Consider the following 20885-nt stretch of genomic DNA (forward strand, 5'->3'; position numbering starts at 1 on the left):
TGTAGTGGTATATGCATCCTGATGCTTACAAGCTCCGGAAAAAGTTAAAGTTTTTCTGCAAATTGAGTCTTGATTGACTTGCAGAATGCTTTTCCCTAATTTCTGAAGTGAGCCTTCTCGTTAATGCTGCAAATCTCCTTTTGGAGATGCCACCTTTCGGAACGCTAACTCGTTTAGAGCTGCTACGAAAAGCGCTAATGCGTACTGGTTGATAGGAATTTAGACACTAACACCCTGGAAATTAGTTCCCTAATCAATCTTTTTTTAGTAGAACTACGGTGACTGATCCCTAATACTAATGTGCGCCCTCCAGATGCCCAATTGAAACCCAGAAAATACTGAATTGTTGGCAATCTTGTATAAAGATTTAGTAATTTCAGTTCCGCTTGATTATTTATCAAGTGGACTGAGCCGGGGGAAAATTATCTTGTCAAAAAGACAGAATTATGCATTTCCTCCCTAGAAGGTAGATGACTCCTCTACCTGCCCACCTTGGCGCAGCCCGATAGCAATTTTGCTATGCTTTTCAATTTGGCTCATCACCTGCTTGGCGCGTTGAATCACGGGTGCGGGTAAACCTGCCAGCCGCCCCGCTTCGATGCCATAGGAACGGTCAGCGCCTCCCGGTTGCACCTGGTGCAAAAAGATAATTTGGTCGGGTAACTCCTTCACCGTCACCTGGTAATTTGCCACATTGGGCAAAATTGAAGCAAGTTCGTTCAATTCGTGGTAATGAGTGGCAAAAATCGTCCGCGACCGAATTTCACTGGCAAGATACTCCGCCACCGCCCAAGCAATCGAAAGACCATCAAACGTTGCCGTCCCCCGACCAATTTCATCTAACAGAACCAGAGACTTCGCCGTTGCGTGATTGAGAATATTCGCCGTCTCGTTCATCTCCACCATAAAAGTAGATTGACCCGTCGCCAAATCATCTACCGCACCGACACGAGTAAAAACGCGATCGCATATTCCCAAAGTCGCCGCCCTTGCTGGCACAAAACCACCAATTTGCGCCATCAACTGAATTAACCCCACCTGCCGCAAATAACAACTCTTCCCACTCGCATTCGGACCCGTCAAAATCACTAAATCTGGTCTTTCCTCTTCTTCCCCTTCTTCCTTCGCGCTCTTTGCGTCTTTGCGGTTCGTATCCCCCTTTCTCCCCAACCCAGTCGAATTCGGCACAAAAAACCCAGATGGCAAAGACTGCTCAACCACCGGATGACGCCCATCAATAATCCGAATTTCCCGACCTTCCACCATCTGAGGGCAGCAATAACCCTGATAAACCGCCACCTCAGCCAAACCACACAACACATCAGCCGCCGCCACCGCACGAGAAATCGTGCGAATTTGTTCGGCGTATTGCCCCACCTCTTCTCTTAAAGAAGTGAAAATCTCATATTCCAGGCGATTTAAGTCATCCCGCGCCGTCAAAATCCGCGCTTCTCTCTCCTTCAACTCCGGAGTAATGTAGCGTTCCTCATTTGTCAGAGTTTGCTTGCGGATATAGTTATCGGGAACTTGGTCGGCTTTTGTGCGAGAGATGCTGATGTAGTAACCAAATGTCTTATTAAAGCCCACCTTCAGCGTCGAAATTCCGGTTCGCGCCTTCTCCGTCACCTCCAAATTGGCAACCCATTGCTGATCCTCTTGGGCAAGACTTCGCATTTCATCCAACTGGACATTCACACTGGGGCGAATCAAACCGCCTTCCTTGATATGGATGGGAGGCGCGTCTACCAAATGGGCGCTGAGTTGCTTTGCCAGTTGTTCCAATTCCGGCGGCACCTTCTGCAAAGCTCTCATAAAGGGAGAGTAAGCATCCGCCACCAGTTCGGCTAATTCCGGTAATTTTGCCAAAGAATCCGCTAAAGCAACTAAATCCTTGGCATTTGCCGTGCCGGAACCAGCGCGACCCGTTAGCCGTTCTAAATCGTAAATTTGCCGCAACAATTGACGCAAATCTTGCCGCAGGAAGCTATTTTCGACTAATTCTCGAATCGTATCTTGCCGCGCTGCAATACCTTTGATATCCAGTAGAGGTTGCAGCAACCACCGCCGCAAGGCACGTCCCCCCATCGCCGTGCTAGTTCTATCCAACGACCAAAGCAGGGAACCGTGAAAGGTGCCATCCCGCACAGTTTGCGTAATTTCTAGATTGCGGCGGGTTTGGTGGTCGAGAATTAGATAATCGCTGAGGGTGTAGGTGCGGAGGAACTGGAGAGGGACGGGGTTTTCTTTCTGGGTGTCTTCTAGATATTCCAGCAAACCACCCGCAGCGCGGACAGCAAGGGGGAGGTGTTCGCAACCGAGTCCTTCTAGACTTCGCACTTTAAACCGCTGCAACAGTCGATGTCTCGATTCACCCGCAGTAAAAGGAGTTTGCGATCGCAATGCATAACAAAAAGATGGGGGCAAACAATTCGGCAAATGCTCGGAAGTCTCCCCCGGTCGCAGCAAACTGCCTAAATCTGGCGCATTCGTTGGCACCAAAACCTCAGAAGGCTGCACTCTGCACAATTCTTGCGTCAAATGCTCTAATTCGCTCGATTGGGTAGTCAGAAATTCCCCAGTAGAAATATCTGCATAAGCTAAACCCCAATGATTCCCGGCAATGACCACCGCCGCCAGGTAATTATTGCGACGCGCATTCAGCATTCCCTCTTCCAGCAACGTACCGGGAGTGAGAATCCGCGTCACCTCGCGCTTCACCAGCTTTCCTGGGTCAGTATCGGCAGAGTCTTCTACCTGATCGCAGATCACCACGGCATACCCCTTCTCCACCAGCTGAGTCGTGTAGCGTTCCCAAGCATGGTGCGGCACTCCCGTCATCGGCACCCGACCAATTTCTCCGGCTTGCTTGCTGGTGAGGACGAGTTCGAGTTCTCTCGATACAGCGATCGCATCCTGAAAAAAGGTTTCAAAGAAGTCTCCCACCCGGTACAGCAGCAGCGCATGAGGATATTTATCCTTCACTTCTACATAATGGTGGTACATCTTACTCAGCTTGCTGCGATCCACCTCTCGCGTATCAGCATTACGGATTTTAGGTTGATCGGGATCTGTTGGGGTAGACGCAGAGTAATTCATAAAGACGCGGACAATCAGCTTGAACCTTTTTTGACTCTACCGCAATTTCAATCCTTAAGAGGATTTGGATCACCGCGCCGCTAAGAGGATGTTTGAGAAGTAACCGATCCCCCCTAGCCCGCTGATAAATTGGGGGAAGATCCTCAAAGTCCCTCAATTTATCGGGGGATGCAAGGGGGATCTCCAAAGGGTTGGTGTATTGTCAGCAACTTTTCAAATATCCGCTAAGACTTTATACCAATTTAGGCATTGTCTATTAGCAAACAATCTTAAAATTACAGTAACGCTTTGGGACTTTCCTTGACCTATGACTTCTTCAATTCCCCAAATCAGCCAAACAACTGTTAATACTTCCATTCCGCAATGGCAACCTGCCACATGGGAAGATTACTTAGTTTATAGTGACAATCCTAATCTAGACAGAGTACGTCTCTTTTTCAATTGCAACTACCTTTTCATTGACATGGGTTCTGACATCGCAATTATTGATGCGTAATTTCTCGAAATTCCTTCAAAAAGCGTCGAAATAGAGGATGATTTAGCGAATCATATTGATGAGGATGAATCGTTGCCACAGGCTTCAACTCCATCATTGTCGCAGCAAGAAAAGCTCCGTCGAAATTCCCTAATTCCTCCGGTCGCACATCCCGTTCAACCACTTTAATTCCCAATTCCTCTGCAATATCAAGCAGTGTGGCGCGGGTGATCCCAGGGAAAATATTGGGAGTTAGCGCTGGCGTAATTACTGTATCCTTTTGCAGAAGAAAAAGATTAGCTACCGCAGCTTCGGTAATTCTCCCCTGAGAGTCAAGCAAAATAGCATCATTAAATCCAGCCACTTCAGCAGCACGACGAGCCAAATAACTGTTTACATAAGTTCCACAGAGTTTCCACGCCACTGGAATTGCGTTACCAGAAACCCGTTCATAAGGGGAAATGTGGCAAGTCAGAGATTTGTTTACATCCCGTGGAATTGTCACTGCCAAGATGGTCACATCGACCGGCATTGTATCGTTAAAGTTCAGTTGTGGCACCGAACGATAAACAATCGGTCGGATATAGTAATTTGTTGCCGGAACTGCCTCTAAAAGTGCCCAAATACCTGCTTTCAGGTCTTCGTTCGACCAGGAAAATCCCAATCCTATGTGTGTAGAACCATTGCGAAGGCGGTCTAGATGTGCATCTAAGCGATGAATGTAATAGCGATCGCTATTCCAATAAGCCATAATCCCATCAAAAACGCCGATCCCTAAATGCAGAGAATGGCTAGCAATAGAAGGCGCAGCATTTTCCCGTTCAACTAACTTTCCGTTGTGCCAAACTATCGGCGTTGCTTCAAAAAACATTTGTTAGCCTTGTCTTCTCAAGGTTGACTTCTCCTGCGCCTGGGAGCTGGCGCAGGCGTAGTTGGCTCGTGTGCTTTTAGACCTTTATCACCCGTTAGAATTTTCACTTGAAACCCCATTTTGGCATAGTATTCAGCCACAGTTTTGATGGTGGCATCGCCGATAGAAGTCTTTCGCGTTGCTAAATTAGGCCATTCCGAAGCTAACTTTTTCAATCCTTCTGCTTCCCAAAGAACCGACTGGTGAGTAAAAGCAGCCCAAGGTGATTTTTCATCGGCTGCTTCTGTCATAATTTTTGCTAAAGCTTGGGCTGTTTCATAGCGTCTAGAGGCAGCTTGAGCAATGTGATTACCTGTTTCCAGAATTGTTGCTAAAGGAAGTACCAATGTTGTACCTTTACTCTTTTCTTCTTCTATGAGCTTATCAACACGCTCAAAATCCCACTGCTCAGGAGCCGCTCCACAAGTTTCCATTTTAGGAATTTTCAACCAAACGCAGAGAATCGATGTGTCAATTATCAGAACCTTTCTCATACCTAAATTAATTAGTACCAGAAAGGCTTCTTTCAATAGCACCTTTTGTTGCCAGCTTGCCCAATGGCCCGGATGCCATTAACTTAGGAAGATTCTCAATATCTTCTAGAAGGGTTAGCTTGCTTTCTCCAGTTTCTGTATCTCGGTGCGCCACAACTACAAAAGGAACCATTTCTGGCCCTAATGCATCGAGTAAAGCTGGATTATGGGTAGTAACTAATATATCAATTTTTCTCTTTTCACCAATTTCTCTTAGCATTCTTAAAAGCAAATCTGCACGGGATGGATGAAGTCCATTGTCCACCTCTTCGATTACCAATTGGCTCCCTTCGGGGCGTGTGAGAAGTGCTGTAAGAATCGCCAAAAATCTTAGCGTTCCATCCGACATTCCTCTGGCATCAATTTCTGTAGTTTCACCTGGTTTCCATAATTCCTCACAGTAAAGCATTGCATCTGTTTTAAACCTTCCCACTGGTTCTGCCCACACTCTTTGAATATCTCTTTCTGGTAAATGCTTCACGTAGGTAGATAATGTAGATTCTACCTCAGCTTTGCGTTCATCAGGCAATGCTGCTACCACACCCGCAATATTAGATGCATCACTTTCAAGACTGTCAGAAAGCGGCGAGTAAGACCGCATCATCGAAGGAATAGGATTGAGAATAAAAATATTTTGCAAACTATGCAAAACTACCTTAGCACCTTCAATCACTTCTTTATTAGTATCTATAGCAGCAGCAATTGTTAAAAATGGATAAAAGCAATGCGTTAATAGCTGAAAGTCAGGTTTATTATCTTTATAAAACTGTACTCTGATGGTATCGCTCAATGGTTCATTTGTTTTAAATAAGTGGACTTGAGTATTGTTGCTAGTTAAGGAATTCTTTTTGATCCGGACGAGAGATTCAGCAAATAGATGAACACGCGGTTTAGTTTCCACAGTGATGGTATACAGGTAATCTATCGTTCCATTTTCTCCTTGAACTAATGCTTTTAATGTAAATTGTGTTTGGGGTTTCCATGTAGCCCACTCTATACCTCCTCGAATACCAGGAAAGGCTGAATCAATTGTTAAAGCATTTGCAATTTTCTTATCAAGTGTCGTTCGATTCAGAAATTCCAAGGCGTCAAGCGCATTGGATTTCCCACTGGCATTAGTACCAATTAAAAAAGTCAATGGGTCAATCGGAAGCACTGCATTACGGTAACTTTTCCAGTTTTCAAGGATAATTTGCTTAAGCATTGGTTGCTCCAAAACTATACTAAATATGATTATTTTTACTTCTGGTGCTGCTTCTACATCGCTATCAACTCCCGGCATCGCTAGCTAAGCTCTTGGGAGCTATGACAGGCGAAACATTTAATGATGTAGATTCAGATTCAATCTCTTCTATCTCATTCCATTTGCCGTCGCGCAAGCTATCGGCGCTACTTTTGATGAAACTCGCTAAAGGTACGGCAGTTAATAGCCCCAACAGCCCTCCCAGCTTCGCTCCTATCAACAGCGAAAGCAAAATCCAAACAGGATTTAAGCCAGTAAAACCACCTAAAATGCGAGGCGCAATGAAATTAGCATTGATTTGATCGATGGCGGCGGCTACAGCTAAAATTTCCACCCCTAGCCAAAAGTTTTGTAATGCCACCAGCAGACTAACAATGCTGATACCGACTCCAGTACCAAAGGGAAAAAGAGCTAAAAAACCAATGGCAATTCCAAACAGTAATCCTAAAGGCACTCGCAAAGCCAAAAAAGCCAGCGTGATGACAAATCCACTCCAAGCAGCAAACGTCGCCTGACCAATAAAATAATTGTGGAAATCCTCGCGGAGAGCTTGCCTTACTTGGGAACTAAAGCTAGCCGGAAACCACTTAAAAATTCCGTCCCAAAGACGATCCCCATTTAATATCAGGTAGAAAGTTAGAACCACCGTTAGCAGGACATTAACAGCACTGCCAATCGTATCAAAGGCAAAATTAAGAATTCTCCCCGTTACATTTTGGAGTTGACTGGATAATCGGTCTGTTAGTTGAGTAACTATCCCGCCTAAATTAATCGGAAGTTGCTGAGTTTCAGCCCAAATTTGAAAAGCTTGGAGTTGTTGCCTACCCGAATCAATCCAACTAGGCAAGATATTAGCCAGTTCGTTGAGCTGTTGCCAAATGATCGGAACTAAGGTAAGTCCTAAACCTACTAAAATTAGCAATGCCACCAGAGAAACGGCAACGACCGCATTGTTCCGTTTAACTCCTTGTTGCTGTAAAAACCGGATAGGATAATCTAATACAAAAGCTAGCAAGAGTGCGGCAACAAAAACGCTAACCAGAGGTTGAAAATATTGCAATACGAGCAGCAATAGCCAACCATTAAGAACGGCGAGGGGAAATGCCAATCCTAAAACGACCCATCGCGGTAATTTGTTTGCTGATTGCATCATGTTGAGTTTTTGAAATCGGGATTCATAACAATTAAAAAGTTATGCCTCTGGCTACGCAGCCAATTGGGGAAACTTGTCCATAAAATCCAGCAAAATTTTTTGGTGAGGAGGACCTAACGGTCGCACTTGCCCTGCTTTTTCAGAGTAACGCTCACCGCGTTGAATTTCTTCAGGTGTTAATAAATCCATATCCCAGCCTTCTCCTAGTACCAGATGGTTGAGTTCCACGGTCAGCGGTGCGTGAAAAACGTGGCGAAAAACGTAGGTGTCCGGATAAGGGTCAAACAATGATGCGACCTCTGGTACATAGCCGATTTCCTCCAGCAGTTCCCGTTTCAGGGCTGCTTCTGGGGTTTCTCCTGGTTCGAGGTGCCCGCCAAAAAATGCCCAGTGTCCGGGGTAGAGAATACCGGGGATGTTGTCTCGCAGCTGGAGAAGAAATTTGCCGTGGCGATAGAGGATGGCGATCGCTACCTCAACAATTGGTTTATTGTTCATAGGTTCCTTCCGGTAGTAAAGGCACTCCCTTCTTCGCTGGCTTCCGGTCTAGCTGTTCCTGCTGCTGAAGAAAAACTTCTCCTAAATCTTTCCCCGCCAAGGGAATGCTTTGATACTGCACCTTCCCCTTAATTAAAACTTCATCTCCTCGATCGGGAAGACTCTGGCTGGTGAAAACCCATATTTTTCCCGTCGCATCTCGCAACTCATAAGCGCCGCTTCCCACAAAAGGCGCTTGAGATGCTACCTTACCTTGCAGGTAAACCGTCGGGTTGCCCTCATAACTCTGTTGAAGATCGCTGATACTGGCGATCGGGACATTGCGGTTGTTAAACAGACCCAATCCAGACTGAGCCACATGACCGCAGCCGAACAACCCACCCAGTAGTAGTGTGGTGCTGAATTGCAATACCCGGATTTTGACTAACCTCATATCTTGCACTGGGCAAATCTCCAGTTTCTCACTGTTTGAGTAGGAATACTCTTCCCCATCCAGATGGCTCTGACTGGTACAAATAATATAGTTAATCTTCCAGATATTTACAGTCGGGCAGGACTGCCTCAAATAAGATTAAACGCAAAGAAGGCAAAGGAAATCGCCCCGCAAGGCAAAAGGAAAAACGCGATCGCGTTACTTTTCTCTCTTATACCTTGGCAGTCAGGGCGGGAAATCTGCGAAACTATCCTATGACAGATGCGATCTGTTTCATCCCCACATAGGAAATTCCTGCCCACATTCTTGACACCACAATGGACGAATCAATCGCCCAACTGTTAGACGGTAAAGCCCTAGCTGAACGAATTTACGGACAGCTACAAGATCAAATTCAGCAAATACAAGCCACTGCGGGACGCCCTCCGGGACTAGCAGTGCTGATGGTTGGCGATAATCCAGCCAGCGCTGCTTACGTGCGGAATAAAGAACGCGCCTGTGCCAAAGTAAGGATTGCCTCCTATGGGAAGCATTTCCCGACAGAAACCACCTCTTCAGAACTAGAGCAAGTCATTGAAACCCTGAATCAAGATGAGCGGGTTGATGGAATTCTCGTTCAACTGCCCCTACCCAACCACTTGGATGCTGTTTCCCTGCTGCATCAAATCGATCCAGATAAAGACGCCGATGGACTGCACCCCCTCAACTTGGGGCGACTGGTGCGCTCTGAAGCTGGTTTACGCAGCTGCACGCCAGCCGGAGTCATGCGCCTGTTGCAGGAATACCAGATTGATGTGAAGGGGAAACAGGCAGTGGTCGTGGGGCGCAGTATCCTAGTGGGTAAGCCGTTGGCTTTGATGCTCTTAGACGCAGATGCCACCGTTACCATCGCCCACTCGCGATCGCACGATCTCCCAGCCATTACCCGCAACGCTGATATTCTGCTGGCAGCCGTAGGGCGTCCAGCGCTGATTACCGCCGAGATGGTCAAACCCGGTGCTGTCGTCATCGATGTCGGCATCAATCGCGTCACCGACGACGCCGGTAACTCCCGTTTGGTGGGAGATGTCCACTTTGATTCCGTCCAAAAGGTAGCGCAGTTTATCACCCCGGTTCCCGGCGGGGTTGGCGCGATGACTGTTGCCATGCTGCTGCAAAATACAGTCTGGAGCTACAGCCAGCGCTTTCTCTAGTTTTGAGTTTTGAATGAATCCGGTTCGAGGCGCGAGGACTAATTCGATAACTCAACACTCATAACTCATAACTCATCACTTTTTGTGACCCAAAGCCCCGTAAAATTGTTACGGAAACGACTGTGCTACAAGGAATCACGGGATGTTAGCGACAGATGACCTTCATGCCCCCAAAGGTGAATCGGCGACCTTTGACCTTTCAACCTACCTGACTCAACAACAGGCTCTGGTAGAAGCAGCTCTGGATAGTTCCCTCCCACTCACGTATCCAGAGAAGATTTATGAGGCGATGCGCTACTCGCTTTTGGCTGGAGGCAAGCGCCTGCGTCCCATTCTTTGCCTTGCCAGCTGCGAACTGGCTGGAGGCACCCTAGAAATGGCGATGCCAACTGCCTGCGCCCTGGAGATGGTTCATACCATGTCATTGATTCACGATGACTTACCGGCGATGGATAACGACGACTACCGGCGGGGCAAATTGACCAACCATAAGGTTTATGGTGAAGATATTGCTATTCTGGCTGGGGATGGTCTATTGGCATACGCCTTTGAGTTCATTGCCTCAAATACCCAGAATGTCCCGGCAGCGCGAGTGTTGCAGGTGATTGCTCAGTTAGCCAAAGCGGTTGGCGCTGCCGGATTGGTGGGCGGTCAAGTCGTTGATTTGGAATCTGAAGGAAAGCCGGATATTCAGGAAGAAACGCTCAATTTCATTCATACCCACAAAACAGGTGCGCTTTTAGAAGCTTGTGTGGTCTGCGGCGCGATTTTAGCGGGAGCCGAATCGGAAAACTTGCACCGGATGTCTCGCTATGCCCAAAATATTGGGTTGGCGTTTCAGATTGTGGATGACATTTTGGATATCACGGCGACTCAGGAGGAGTTGGGTAAAACTGCCGGGAAAGATATCCAAGCACAAAAGGCAACTTACCCGCGACTTTGGGGACTTGAGGAATCTTCATCGAAGGCTCGGCAACTGATTGACGCTGCCAAAGGAGAATTGGCAACCTTTGGAGAAAAAGCCAATCCCCTGATAGCGATCGCAGATTTCATTACTACTCGCACTCACTAGAAAATCAGCAGGATGATCCGTTTGTTTCATCCTGAATTCTCGACCCCTCACTCCTTAACGCTCATACAGACCATGCTGCTCGCTTTTACCCAACGCAAAACAAAATGCAGGACTTTGCCAACATCCTAGAAAACCATGTGCTATTGGTTGCGACCTTAGCTTGTTTAATCGCTCAAGCATCCAAGCTGATCATCGACTTAGCCCAACATGGCAAGGTGAATGTGCGCGTCTTAGTCACCACTGGCGGGATGCCAAGCGCTCATTCAGCATTGGTAACAGCGCTGGCAACCGGCATTGGACAAACGGTGGGATGGGACAGTATTGAATTTGCACTCGCCACCATTTTTGCCGTTATCGTCATGTACGATGCCGCTGGCGTCCGTCAGGCTGCTGGTAAGCAAGCTCGCATCCTGAACCAAATCATTGATGAGCTATTTCAAGAACATCACAAGTTTAACGAAGACCGTCTCAAGGAGTTACTGGGACATACGCCGTTTCAAGTAATTGTGGGTTCAGCACTCGGCATCGCTGTCTCCTGCTTAGCAGGACCAGCGTATTAATCATTGGTCATTAGTTAATTGACAAGAAAGAAACAACAGACCGCGGACTACTGAATTAATAGACTGCTTGCAGATTGATTCGTTGTTGCGAAGCGGACAACGACCAACAACTGGGAATCTTGCTGAAGCATTAGAAGTCAGCGAACGGACAATTCGCAGTGACTTGGCGTTCTTGCGCGATCGCGCAAGCTTCAATGTCCCCTTGGAGTTCAACCGACGCCAAGGTCATCACTACACCGATCCAGAATGGCGTTTGCCGAGTACTTCCTTAAGTAAGGCAGAGCTGTTTGCCCTGATATTGCCAGCCAGAATGCTAGAGACATACGCGGGTTCAGTCTACTCCGTGTTATGTTGACTGTTAGCCTCAGATTCCATCAGGTGTTGAGAACTTTTAATTTTCTAAGGTAGAAAAAATAGAAGTAAGGCTGAGCAGCTAGGCTCAACATAACCTAGTTAGCTCTAAACCTTTGATGCCACTAGGCGTTGAGCATATTAATTGACACCCGCAGCTTTAAAAGCTATCTTTTATTCAGATGTTTTAATTATCAAAGGTAATCCACCAAGCTAGAAAAGAGCGAGGCATTGAAATTAATGGTGTAATCGTGCCTCGTATTACCTCAGAAGCCGCAAAGGTTTTAAGCATTTGAGATCCGCATCACATTTGAGCTTTGAAGGAGTTTTATAGTGATTGCATCTGTAGGGACTGCATCACAGGATGCAGTTAACGGTCTCGAACCGTTTGTCGATCTAAGTTTTTCGGTTCAAGGCAAGACACTTCCTGCCGATCACGGTTATGGTCTCTATGCAGCTCTGGTACATTTCATTCCAGAGATAAGGCTGCATCCTGAAATCGGTGTCCTGACAATTCCTGGTTTTGCTGATAAGCAGGGCAAGATTCTCCTTACAGAGCAATCTTGCTTAAGAATTCGAGTTCCGATTTCCAAAATTCCTTTGGTTTACCGATTAGCAGGAAAGCGAATCAGCATTGGGAAGCACGAGATTCAGATTGGCATCCCCAAAGTTTACACATTGCGTCCATCAGAAAGGCTACGAGCTAGGATTGTCACGATCAAGGGCAAAGACTACACCCAACCAGAGGCGTTTTTAGAGGCAGCCAAGCGCCAAATAACAAAGTTAGGGATTTCTGGAGAGGTTTCTATTCCTGTCGATAGAGAAGGATTTCCTTCTCGTAAAACTATTAAGATCCAGCGCTTCACCGTTGTGGGCTTTACAACTGAAGTTTCAGGTTTGAACGATGAAGACTCGATCAAATTGCAGCAATCGGGAATTGGAGGAAAACGGCACATGGGCTGCGGATTTTTCTTGCCTATTAAGGGGGTCTAAGTGTTTAAGACCTTGCTGGCTAAATCCCTTTCTCCTGATGAAGCTATAAACGACCGTGCAAGAGGAGCCGCTAAATATACCGGACATATTAGCTGTGTGATGCAAGCAGCAGATGTGTTGGTTGAAGAGCTAGGCTTACGAATTCTTCAACAACTGGGCTTGGATAAAACAATTCAGTTTGAGCATTTTGCTAACACTGTGCGTTTGGGAGCCTACCTGCATGATTGGGGCAAGGCAAACCAGCACTTTCAGGAAATGGTATATCTCAAGACGATCGATCCGTCAGACCCAACGCTGGCTGCTTGGCGTAAGCAAATCCTCAACTCCTCTCATGAACATTTTGATCGTCAAATGTTGCGTCACGAAGTCATTAGCGGCATTCTGGCGCTTTATGTTCCTACTTTTCGGAAATGGCTAAGACAATCCCCAAACTCAGATTTGATTATCGCTGTTTGGGCAGCAATGGGACATCATCTCAAAATTGGCGTTGGTCCGAACAAGCAGCCTTCTGGGGAGATTGCGCTGATTCCATACAGTACAGGGGATGAACTAATCATCTACACCCATCATTCAGATTTTCGGAGTGTGTTGAGTATGGGCAGCCAGTCTCTAGGGCTGCCGAAGCAACTTCCAGACCTACCTCCTGAAAAGTGGTCAAAAGATGAACTCTGCAAAGCCTTAACTGTTCTAAGGGATAAGTTTGTTGAGCTAGAAAACGGGTTGAATTGGGAGCAGAAAAAGTTTGCAGCAGCAGTTAAGGCAACGGTGATTGCAGCAGACTTGGCAGGATCTGCTCTACCTCAAGCTGAGGAAGATTTTAAAGATTGGATGCGAGAGGTTTTGCATCTTGCCTTGACTCAAACAGAGTTGCAAACGCTAGTCGATCAAAAGTTGGATGGTAAACCACTACGTCCATTTCAGCAAGATATGGCAGCATCTCAAAAGCGAGTCACGCTGGTAAAAGCTGGTTGCGGCACTGGTAAGACCGTAGGAGCGTATGAGTGGGCGAAGTTAAATGCTGAGGGACGACGACTATTTTTCTGCTACCCGACAACGGGCACTGCATCTCAAGGATTTATTGACTATGTAAATGGGACTCAAATCGAAGCTGACTTAATGCATTCCCGTGCAGACCTTGATCGCGAGTTACTGTTCTCTGGTGACTCGGATGGTTCAGAAGAGGACGATCCAGAGGGGACAGATTCTCGACTGGTAGCGTTTCAAGCATGGCGTAAGAAGTTGATTGTTTGCACAGTTGATACTGTGTTGGGTCTGATTCAGAACAACCGCAAGCCCTTATATGCCTGGGCAGCGATCGCTAATGCTACTTTTGTCTTCGACGAGGTTCACTCTTATGACCACCGCCTCTTTGGGGCATTGCTCAAATTCCTCAAAACCTTTCAAGGGGCAAAGATTCTACTCATGAGTGCCAGTTTCACAAGAGAGCAATTGCAAAAAATTCGAGAGGTGATGGCAGAACTAGGTGAGGAATTGGATGAACCAATCGAAGGTCCAAAAGAGTTAGAAGAACTGCCGCGATATCAAATTCAATGGATACCAGAAGCAACAACGCCTGAGGATGCCCCGGAACTCTGGGAGCCTGTGATGGAGGCTCTCAACCAAGGACAAAAAATACTTTGGGTAACAAATTCGGTGCCGAGTTGCATTAACCTCTATCGGGCAGCTAAATCCAGATTTACAAAGCAGTTTCCTGATATTCAACCACTGATTTATCACAGTCGGTATCGTTACCGCGATCGCCTGAAAAAACACCAGGCAGTCGTTAAGGCGTTTGCCAGTGAAGAGGCTGTGTTTGCTGTGACTACCCAAGTTTGTGAGATGTCGCTGGATTTGAGCGCAGATTTACTCGTTTGTGCGATCGCCCCTGCTGCTGCCTTAATTCAACGCTTAGGACGTTTAAATCGGCGAATGACTTGTAAGGAGGAAGGAACACGCCTCGCACTGATTTATCGGAACGATCAACATCCTTACTCATCAGAGGAATTCTCAACGGGAGAGGCACTGATCCAACAATTGTCGGGAAGAGCAGCAGTTTCTCAGGCTGATTTAGCTGCTATCTTAGTGCATCTTACTTCCCGTGTAGAACAAGAGGTTCATTCCCGTTGGCTAGATGACAACTGGTGTACCTATCCTGATGCACTCCGTCAAGCGGGTGGCACCGTTACGGTGCTGCTTCAACAAGATTTAGGAGCAATTGGGGAAGCGGCTAATCAGCGTGAAGATAAGTCATTCATGCGAGAAGCACAGGGATGGACAGTGCCAATTCGTATTCCTAAAAGTCTGCGGGAATGGCGACGCTGCCGATTCTACCCGATAGCCCCACCCGAAGAGATTACTTATTGCGAGGAAACGGGGGCTGAGCCATGCAAGAGCTAGTGTTTCGTTTGGGCGATCCTGCTTATACGCTGCTTCATCGGGCGGGTTTGGCTGGGTTGTACATGACCCTCAAACAACTGGAGCAAGAGAAAATTACCCCAGTTGAAGGAATGCAATGGGATCTAAGTAATCCCCGACAAGTTGTGTTGCGGTGGGAGGGGCAAGACCAGAAATCATTAGCATGGCTGCTGCACGAGTCGTTTCAACTGAACGAGGGCTTAATTTCACTTAGAGGACTAGACTCGCGATCAATGCGGGTAGATGCTCAGGCGATCGTTCACCAGGGAATTTTAGGAACTTTCCTGCAACATAACAGCACCCATAAAGCGGATGGAGTGACTACCCAATCATTTCAGTTTGAAGGTGAAGATGCAGTTCAAACGCAGGTGTCTTACAAAAAACTGAGGAGTTATGTCTATCAAGATTTTGCTAGTAATCTCTGTGATGATCAAGGCAACTTCTTGAGAAAACCTATAAGTGTTGCCGGGTGGCTAAATCCTGGTGCTGTCGTTCGCCATGTAGCGTTCAGCGCAAACACGAGCTTTGAGGAAACTCCTGAAAATGCATTGGTATTGCTCTTTGCACCCGTCGCCTGCTACTACTACACCTTGCGATCGCGTCTACGGGATAAACGCGCCCAATATGCGCTAGTTGTTCCAGAAATTCTTGATTTACAGCAGTACGCAAAGTATCGGCAAAACACTAATCTCCGCAATGCTGCCTATCAAGACTTCTATGCCTGTGGTTTAGGAGATGCAGGGTTACGGTTTCTCACCTATGAAACCACTGTAAGACTAGCCAATACCTTTCCTGTACCTCGTTGTCAGGTATTGACGCTGGGTACGGTTGCATGGGCAACGCAACAGAAAACTCGCACAGATTTATACGTCGTAGAAGCGAATGCAACAGTCTGTCATAACTACCAGGTTTGTCGAGATTTTCTAAGGGATAAGCCTGTGAAAAGCAAGGAAGGGGCGTTTATCGCTAGTAGTTTTGCTAGGGAATTAATTACTGAAAATTTGAGGCGATCGCAACCTTGGTATACAGGAATTGCAGACAAAGTGAATAGTAATGAACTCTTTCAACGATTAGCTTATGAACGAGGAGGACTCTATAAAGTGATGCAAAAAGTGCAAACAGATGAACGCGAAAAACAGTTTGTGCGAACTTGTCATGAAGCTTTGTATTACACCTATGGCCAAACTGCTGCTAAGACAAAGCAGGGGGAAGAACCCAACTTTGACAAAGTGACGGTTCGGATTCGGACTAGCTTGGGACGCTGCAAAAATGCTGCATCGTTTCGTGAATTTATTGCAGACTTCTGGTCTCGTGCTGGCAAGCTTCCTACACTAAAAGACCATTGGCAAGAGTTGATGCAATTTGTAATACAAGAGAACCAGTGGAAGAAATCACGGGATTTAGCCTTGCTAGCACTCGCCAGCTACCCCGGCAAGGTAGTAATGCGTCAGCTTTTGGGTGAAGAGAGTGCCGAGGATGATATTGACCAGGAACCACCTCAAGAGCAGGCTTTTGACCAGGAACCACCTCAAGAGCAGGCTTCTGTATTGGGATGGGATGACTAGGTTTTGATACACAGTAAATAACTAGCGATCGCAGGAAAGACACGATGACTCTACATTTGTTTGGCAATGTTTTGACTGGCTATGGAACTTCTGCAAACAATCGGGGTGAGAACGAGGGGAATATTACGACTCTGCAAAAAATTCTTTGGAAAGGCGAGGTTCACACCACTGTTTCAGCCGAGGCAATTCGATGGGCATTGCGATACTACTGGCAGACTTGCGGTGGTGAATACGCTGTGAATCGGCAATGGAACGATGATAAAAATGACAACACTTGGCAGAACCCAAGCTTTGATGATGATCTCTACATTGATGACGATGTGTTGGGATTTATGAAGGCAGAGGGAGCAAAAGTGGAAGCCTCTGATGAAGCTAAGCCTAAAGGCAAGAAGACGGCGGCGAAGGGTACGACAACTGCCAAACGTGGAGTGTTGGAAGTCACCCGTGCTGTTTCCACAACACCCTATGCAGGAGATATCACCTTCAACGCCGCTAGTGGTCAAAAGGTTCGCACATCGCTTTATGGAACGGAAGTTCATGCAACCCGTTATCAATATGGCTTTGCCCTCACGCCCGATCGCCTTAAAGACAAATCTCGAACAATCGCTGTTTTGGATGGCTTGACGGCTTTAGGAGGGGTAGCAGGCAATCATTCTCGATTCCTATACGACTTTTCTCCAGATAGCCTTGTGCTGCGTTGGACTCATGACTTTTCGCCAAGATTGCTCTATTGCTTTGAAGAAAATGACGAGCAAGAAATCTTGGTTCCTGAATTAATTCGTCGAGTTGAGGCAGAAGATATTAATCCAAAAGAATTATGGGTTGCTGGAGCGATCGCTAATACCCCAGACGGCGAACAGCTTGAGGAACTTGGGGTTAATGTTCTCTCTGGCATCAAGACTGCTGTAGAGATTTTGAAGCAGAGAATTGCTAAAGATTTGCAATTACCTCAGATGGAGTTGACAAAATGACGACGATTACACTTCAGGTAGAGGTTCCAATCGCCTGCTTTCGTCAATCCCGCGCTCGCGAATATGCCGAAACGTATCTTGTGCCTCCACCCTCAACAGTTTATGGGATGCTGCTCTCGATAATTGGTGAGATGGATCGGTACAAACATTGTGGGACAAAGTTAGCGATCGCAATGCTATCCGAACCTACTCAGTCCACCATTATTCGCACATTTCGTCGTTTCAAGAAGAAGGAAATTAGCGACCCTAGCAACGCTCGACCAGACTATCAGCAGTTGCTGACCGATATCCAATTCATTCTTTGGGTCAATGCAGGGACTGATGCTGCAAAGCCGACGCTTCAGGAAAGGCTACAAATCGCATTGACCCATCCTGAATCTATCGAACGCTTTGGAGGGCTATGTTTGGGTGAAAGTCGAGACTTAGTAAATGCTGTCACTCTTTTACCTAAAACCTATCATGGTGAAGCACTACGTTGGTTGCTTCAGGATGAAAATGGTTCGTTAACCTTGCCATATTGGGTTGACCACGTAGGCTCACAAAACACTCGATGGCTGCGGTACTCCTTACAAGATGTATCCGACCAGCGGCAACCTCCTGATTCAGCTTGGACTGAAATTCAAACATCTTGAGCTTGCTGTCCTTTGATGCCTTTTGGCGTTTAACACAGCACAGTATTAAGGATTCCCTCGATACATTTGCAGCAGTTGTGAAACTCCCTTTGATTGCCCTCGGTGTTGAAGTTTAAAGTGCTTTTAAAATTCAAAAGTTCACATCTGCCGATCTACAAACCTCAGATGCCGTTCGGTGCTTAACAATTGAGCTTTGAGGCATTCTTAGCTATGCCAACTCTAAAATATCCGACGCTGTTACAAAATACTATTCGCGTTTCTGCCCTTCACGCCCTCGCCTACTGTCCCCGTCTTTTCTATTTGGAAGAAGTCGAAGAACTTTACACGCAGGATGCAGCCGTTTTTGCGGGACGCAGATTGCACGTTGAAATTGAAAAACAGGAGGATGAAGAGTGGGAAGAACTGTTCCTCGAAAGTGAGGAATTGGGGTTGCGCGGTCGCATGGATGCATTACGCACTCGCGACGGTCAAGTCATCCCTTACGAACACAAGCGAGGACGCTGCTATCGAAATGAGAACAAGCAACCTCAAGCTTGGGAGAGCGATCGCTTACAAATCCTCGCGTACGCTTGCCTGCTTGAATCCACTCTAAGCATCACCGTCAAAGAAGGTCGAATTCGCTACCACGCTGATAATGTCCTGGTTCATGTGCCATTAGATGACTCAGGACGTGCAGATGTTCGAGCCGCGATTCAACAAGCACGAGAACTTAGGCAGTCTACTCACCGTCCTCCAGTAGCAGACAACGAGCGCTTGTGCGCCAGTTGCTCTCTCGCTCCCGTATGTTTGCCAGAAGAGGCGCGATTGGCTCACGACCGAGAGTGGAAACCCATTCGCCTGTTTCCCCAAGATGACGAACGCTTGGTGATTCACGTTTTGGAACCCGGAAGCTCTGTTGGTCGAACGGGGGAACAAATCAAAATCAACCGCCGTAATCAGCCGATTGAAACTTACCCAGCTCGGCAGGTAGGACAGATTGTTCTTCACAGCTTCGCTCAAATTTCTACCCAAGCATTACACTTTTGTGCTGGTTCCGAGATTGGAGTGCATCTCATTTCAGGAGGAGGACGCTATATAGGTAGCTTTGACACAAGGCAAGGTAGTATCCAGCGCCGCATCCGTCAGTATGCTGCTTTAAGCAATCCCGATACCTGCTTGAAACTAGCGCGGAAACTGGTAACTTGTCGCGGACAAGGACAGCGCAAGTTCTTGATGCGAGGGACTAGGGGGATGAAAGAAGTTCCGCAAGCGTTGCAGCAAGCGATCGCTCAAATGCAACTCGTCCTCAAGCAAGTTCCTCTAGCCAAATCCTTAGAGTCCTTACTGGGATTAGAAGGAAACCTAGCGGCTTTGTACTTTGGTGCCTTGCCCAATCTGATTTCAGAGGCAGTCCCAAAAGAGTTGCATTTTAGTGGTCGTAATCGTCGCCCACCTCTAGATCGATTCAATACCCTTTTGAGCTTTGGTTATGCCTTACTAATCAAAGACGTAATGAACGCCATTTTAACAGTGGGGTTAGAACCTGCCCTGGGCTTTTACCATCAGCCTCGCTCTCAAGCTTCACCCCTAGCACTAGATTTAATGGAAATTTTCCGAGTGCCGCTGGTAGACATGACAGTTATGGCATCGATTAACCGGGGACAATGGGATGTACGCGCAGACTTTGAAGTTCGAGGAGCGCAGGTGTGGTTAACTGAAGCAGGGCGACGCCAGCTGATTAGCCTGTACGAACACCGCAAGGAGGAAAGTTGGAAACATCCTGCCACTGGCTATTCCCTCACCTATCGTCGTTTATTAGAGTTGGAAGTTCGCCTCCTGGAAAAAGAATGGATGGGGGAAGGTGGCTTGTTTGGTCGGTTAGTAGTACGGTGAGGTGGGACAATGGCAGAAGCCAAAAATTGGTATTTGATCTGCTACGACATCCGCTGCCCTAAGCGCTGGCGTAAGGCTTATAAACTGCTACAAGGCTACGGTCAACGCATTCAATACTCGATCTTCCGCTGTTGGTTAAGTCAACGCGATCGCGAAAAATTGCGCTGGGAGTTGGAGAAAGTATTAGTAACAGAAGATAGTTTACTATTACTACGTCTGTGCGATCGCTGTGTGCAAGGAATGCCCTTGTATAACCGTCAGGGTGCATGGCCTGTGGAAGAGCAGGTATGTTTGATTGTCTGATGCAAGCACCTGTGATTGTCAAGCCATCTTTAGGCAAGTTTGAGCTGGAAACCTTTAGCAGAACTGTAATTGCGCGTTTTTAGAATTACCCGAAGTGCTTGCCAAATGGTCAACGCCTTACGGAAATAAGGTTTGTGGAACAGGAATACCTCCGTCTTTGAACATTGGCTCAAAATTTAGCGGTTTTGTTGACCCCGGAAATAGATGCTTGTAAACTTGTACGAGAACGCCTATATTACAAGGGCTTCAAGCATCGCCAGTTCCTAATCTTTGATGCCAATAGGCGTTGAGCACATGCTGCTGTGAGCTTTGCGCTTGATGAATTCAAGAGTTCCTAATCTTTGATGCCAATAGGCGTTGAGCACATCATTAAGCTGTTGCCACCCCTGAGACTTCTACAAGTTCCTAATCTTTGATGCCAATAGGCGTTGAGCACCGCTAAATTTGCCCCATCCACAATTGTTTAAAGTAGTTCCTAATCTTTGATGCCAATAGGCGTTGAGCACTATATACAAACCATTGGGTTGATGAATTGGTTAAGCAGTTCCTAATCTTTGATGCCAATAGGCGTTGAGCACCTCAATGGCTTGAACAATTGACGATTCAATTACAAGTTC

17 protein-coding genes, 1 pseudogene and 1 CRISPR repeat array (1 of these 19 running past the window's edge) are annotated in these 20885 nt (G+C 46.8%); of the genes and pseudogenes, 11 read left to right on the forward strand and 7 right to left on the reverse strand.

Annotated features, from left to right (window positions below):
* Positions 1-459 precede the first annotated feature (459 nt).
* The 7 genes from mutS to ACFW2W_RS01735 form a co-directional block, all read right to left on the reverse strand.
* On the reverse strand, positions 460-3096 hold the full coding sequence (gene mutS, locus ACFW2W_RS01705; RefSeq protein WP_378172482.1) for a DNA mismatch repair protein MutS: 2637 nt from the start codon (positions 3094-3096) through the stop codon (positions 460-462).
* A gap of 482 nt (positions 3097-3578) precedes the next feature.
* Positions 3579-4442, reverse strand: a complete 864-nt coding sequence (locus ACFW2W_RS01710) for an aminotransferase class IV (protein ID WP_378172484.1) — start codon at positions 4440-4442, stop codon at positions 3579-3581.
* Positions 4443-4459: 17 nt separating this feature from the next.
* On the reverse strand, positions 4460-4915 hold the full coding sequence (locus tag ACFW2W_RS01715) for a hypothetical protein (RefSeq protein WP_378172487.1): 456 nt from the start codon (positions 4913-4915) through the stop codon (positions 4460-4462).
* Positions 4916-4982: 67 nt separating this feature from the next.
* On the reverse strand, positions 4983-6218 hold the full coding sequence (locus ACFW2W_RS01720) for an AAA family ATPase (protein WP_378172532.1): 1236 nt from the start codon (positions 6216-6218) through the stop codon (positions 4983-4985).
* Between the two features lie 64 nt (positions 6219-6282).
* Positions 6283-7407, reverse strand: a complete 1125-nt coding sequence (locus ACFW2W_RS01725; protein ID WP_378172535.1) for an AI-2E family transporter — start codon at positions 7405-7407, stop codon at positions 6283-6285.
* A 54-nt stretch (positions 7408-7461) separates the two neighbouring features.
* On the reverse strand, positions 7462-7908 hold the full coding sequence (locus ACFW2W_RS01730) for an NUDIX domain-containing protein (RefSeq protein WP_378172489.1): 447 nt from the start codon (positions 7906-7908) through the stop codon (positions 7462-7464).
* Positions 7898-8473 carry a hypothetical protein gene (locus ACFW2W_RS01735; RefSeq protein WP_378172491.1) on the reverse strand — a complete coding sequence of 192 codons (576 nt, stop codon included), beginning with the start codon at positions 8471-8473 and terminating at the stop codon, positions 7898-7900. The genes ACFW2W_RS01730 and ACFW2W_RS01735 overlap by 11 nt, the downstream gene beginning before the upstream one ends.
* Before the next feature lie 185 nt (positions 8474-8658).
* Here ACFW2W_RS01735 and folD point away from each other — a divergent pair, with 185 nt between their 5' ends.
* The 11 genes and pseudogenes from folD (at position 8659) to cas2 (ending at position 20268) form a co-directional block, all read left to right on the forward strand.
* Complete coding sequence (gene folD / locus ACFW2W_RS01740; protein WP_378172494.1) at positions 8659-9534, forward strand: bifunctional methylenetetrahydrofolate dehydrogenase/methenyltetrahydrofolate cyclohydrolase FolD; 876 nt, start codon at positions 8659-8661, stop codon at positions 9532-9534.
* 142 nt (positions 9535-9676) lie between these two features.
* Complete coding sequence (gene crtE, locus ACFW2W_RS01745) at positions 9677-10606, forward strand: geranylgeranyl diphosphate synthase CrtE (protein ID WP_378172497.1); 930 nt, start codon at positions 9677-9679, stop codon at positions 10604-10606.
* Between the two features lie 104 nt (positions 10607-10710).
* Positions 10711-11166 (forward strand): divergent PAP2 family protein, encoded by a 456-nt coding sequence (locus ACFW2W_RS01750; RefSeq protein ID WP_378172499.1) that lies wholly within the window; start codon positions 10711-10713, stop codon positions 11164-11166.
* 58 nt (positions 11167-11224) lie between these two features.
* Positions 11225-11509: pseudogene (locus tag ACFW2W_RS01755) on the forward strand (helix-turn-helix transcriptional regulator); the annotation flags it as partial.
* A gap of 341 nt (positions 11510-11850) precedes the next feature.
* Positions 11851-12510: a type I-MYXAN CRISPR-associated protein Cas6/Cmx6 gene (cas6, locus tag ACFW2W_RS01760; protein WP_378172502.1), complete on the forward strand. Its 660-nt coding sequence runs from the start codon at positions 11851-11853 to the stop codon at positions 12508-12510.
* Complete coding sequence (gene cas3, locus ACFW2W_RS01765) at positions 12511-14907, forward strand: CRISPR-associated helicase Cas3' (RefSeq protein WP_378172505.1); 2397 nt, start codon at positions 12511-12513, stop codon at positions 14905-14907. It abuts the gene before it with no gap.
* Complete coding sequence (gene cas8a1 / locus ACFW2W_RS01770; protein ID WP_378172507.1) at positions 14895-16490, forward strand: type I-MYXAN CRISPR-associated Cas8a1/Cmx1; 1596 nt, start codon at positions 14895-14897, stop codon at positions 16488-16490. Before cas3 ends, cas8a1 begins: the two co-directional genes overlap by 13 nt.
* Before the next feature lie 44 nt (positions 16491-16534).
* On the forward strand, positions 16535-17461 hold the full coding sequence (cas7i, locus tag ACFW2W_RS01775; RefSeq protein WP_378172510.1) for a type I-B CRISPR-associated protein Cas7/Cst2/DevR: 927 nt from the start codon (positions 16535-16537) through the stop codon (positions 17459-17461).
* A complete protein-coding gene (gene cas5, locus ACFW2W_RS01780; RefSeq protein ID WP_378172513.1) occupies positions 17458-18093 on the forward strand; it encodes a type I-MYXAN CRISPR-associated protein Cas5/Cmx5/DevS in 636 nt (211 codons plus the stop codon). Before cas7i ends, cas5 begins: the two co-directional genes overlap by 4 nt.
* 210 nt (positions 18094-18303) lie before the next feature.
* Positions 18304-19965 carry a type I-MYXAN CRISPR-associated endonuclease Cas1 gene (gene cas1 / locus ACFW2W_RS01785; protein WP_378172515.1) on the forward strand — a complete coding sequence of 554 codons (1662 nt, stop codon included), beginning with the start codon at positions 18304-18306 and terminating at the stop codon, positions 19963-19965.
* 9 nt (positions 19966-19974) lie between these two features.
* A complete protein-coding gene (gene cas2, locus ACFW2W_RS01790; RefSeq protein WP_378172518.1) occupies positions 19975-20268 on the forward strand; it encodes a CRISPR-associated endonuclease Cas2 in 294 nt (97 codons plus the stop codon).
* Positions 20269-20526: 258 nt separating this feature from the next.
* Positions 20527-20885: a CRISPR direct-repeat array (repeat unit 36 nt; unit sequence AGTTCCTAATCTTTGATGCCAATAGGCGTTGAGCAC); it runs 10890 nt beyond the window's last position.

It is taken from the genome of Coleofasciculus sp. H7-2 (assembly GCF_042747725.1).
In the GTDB taxonomy this organism is placed as follows: Bacteria; Cyanobacteriota; Cyanobacteriia; order Cyanobacteriales; family FACHB-T130; genus FACHB-T130.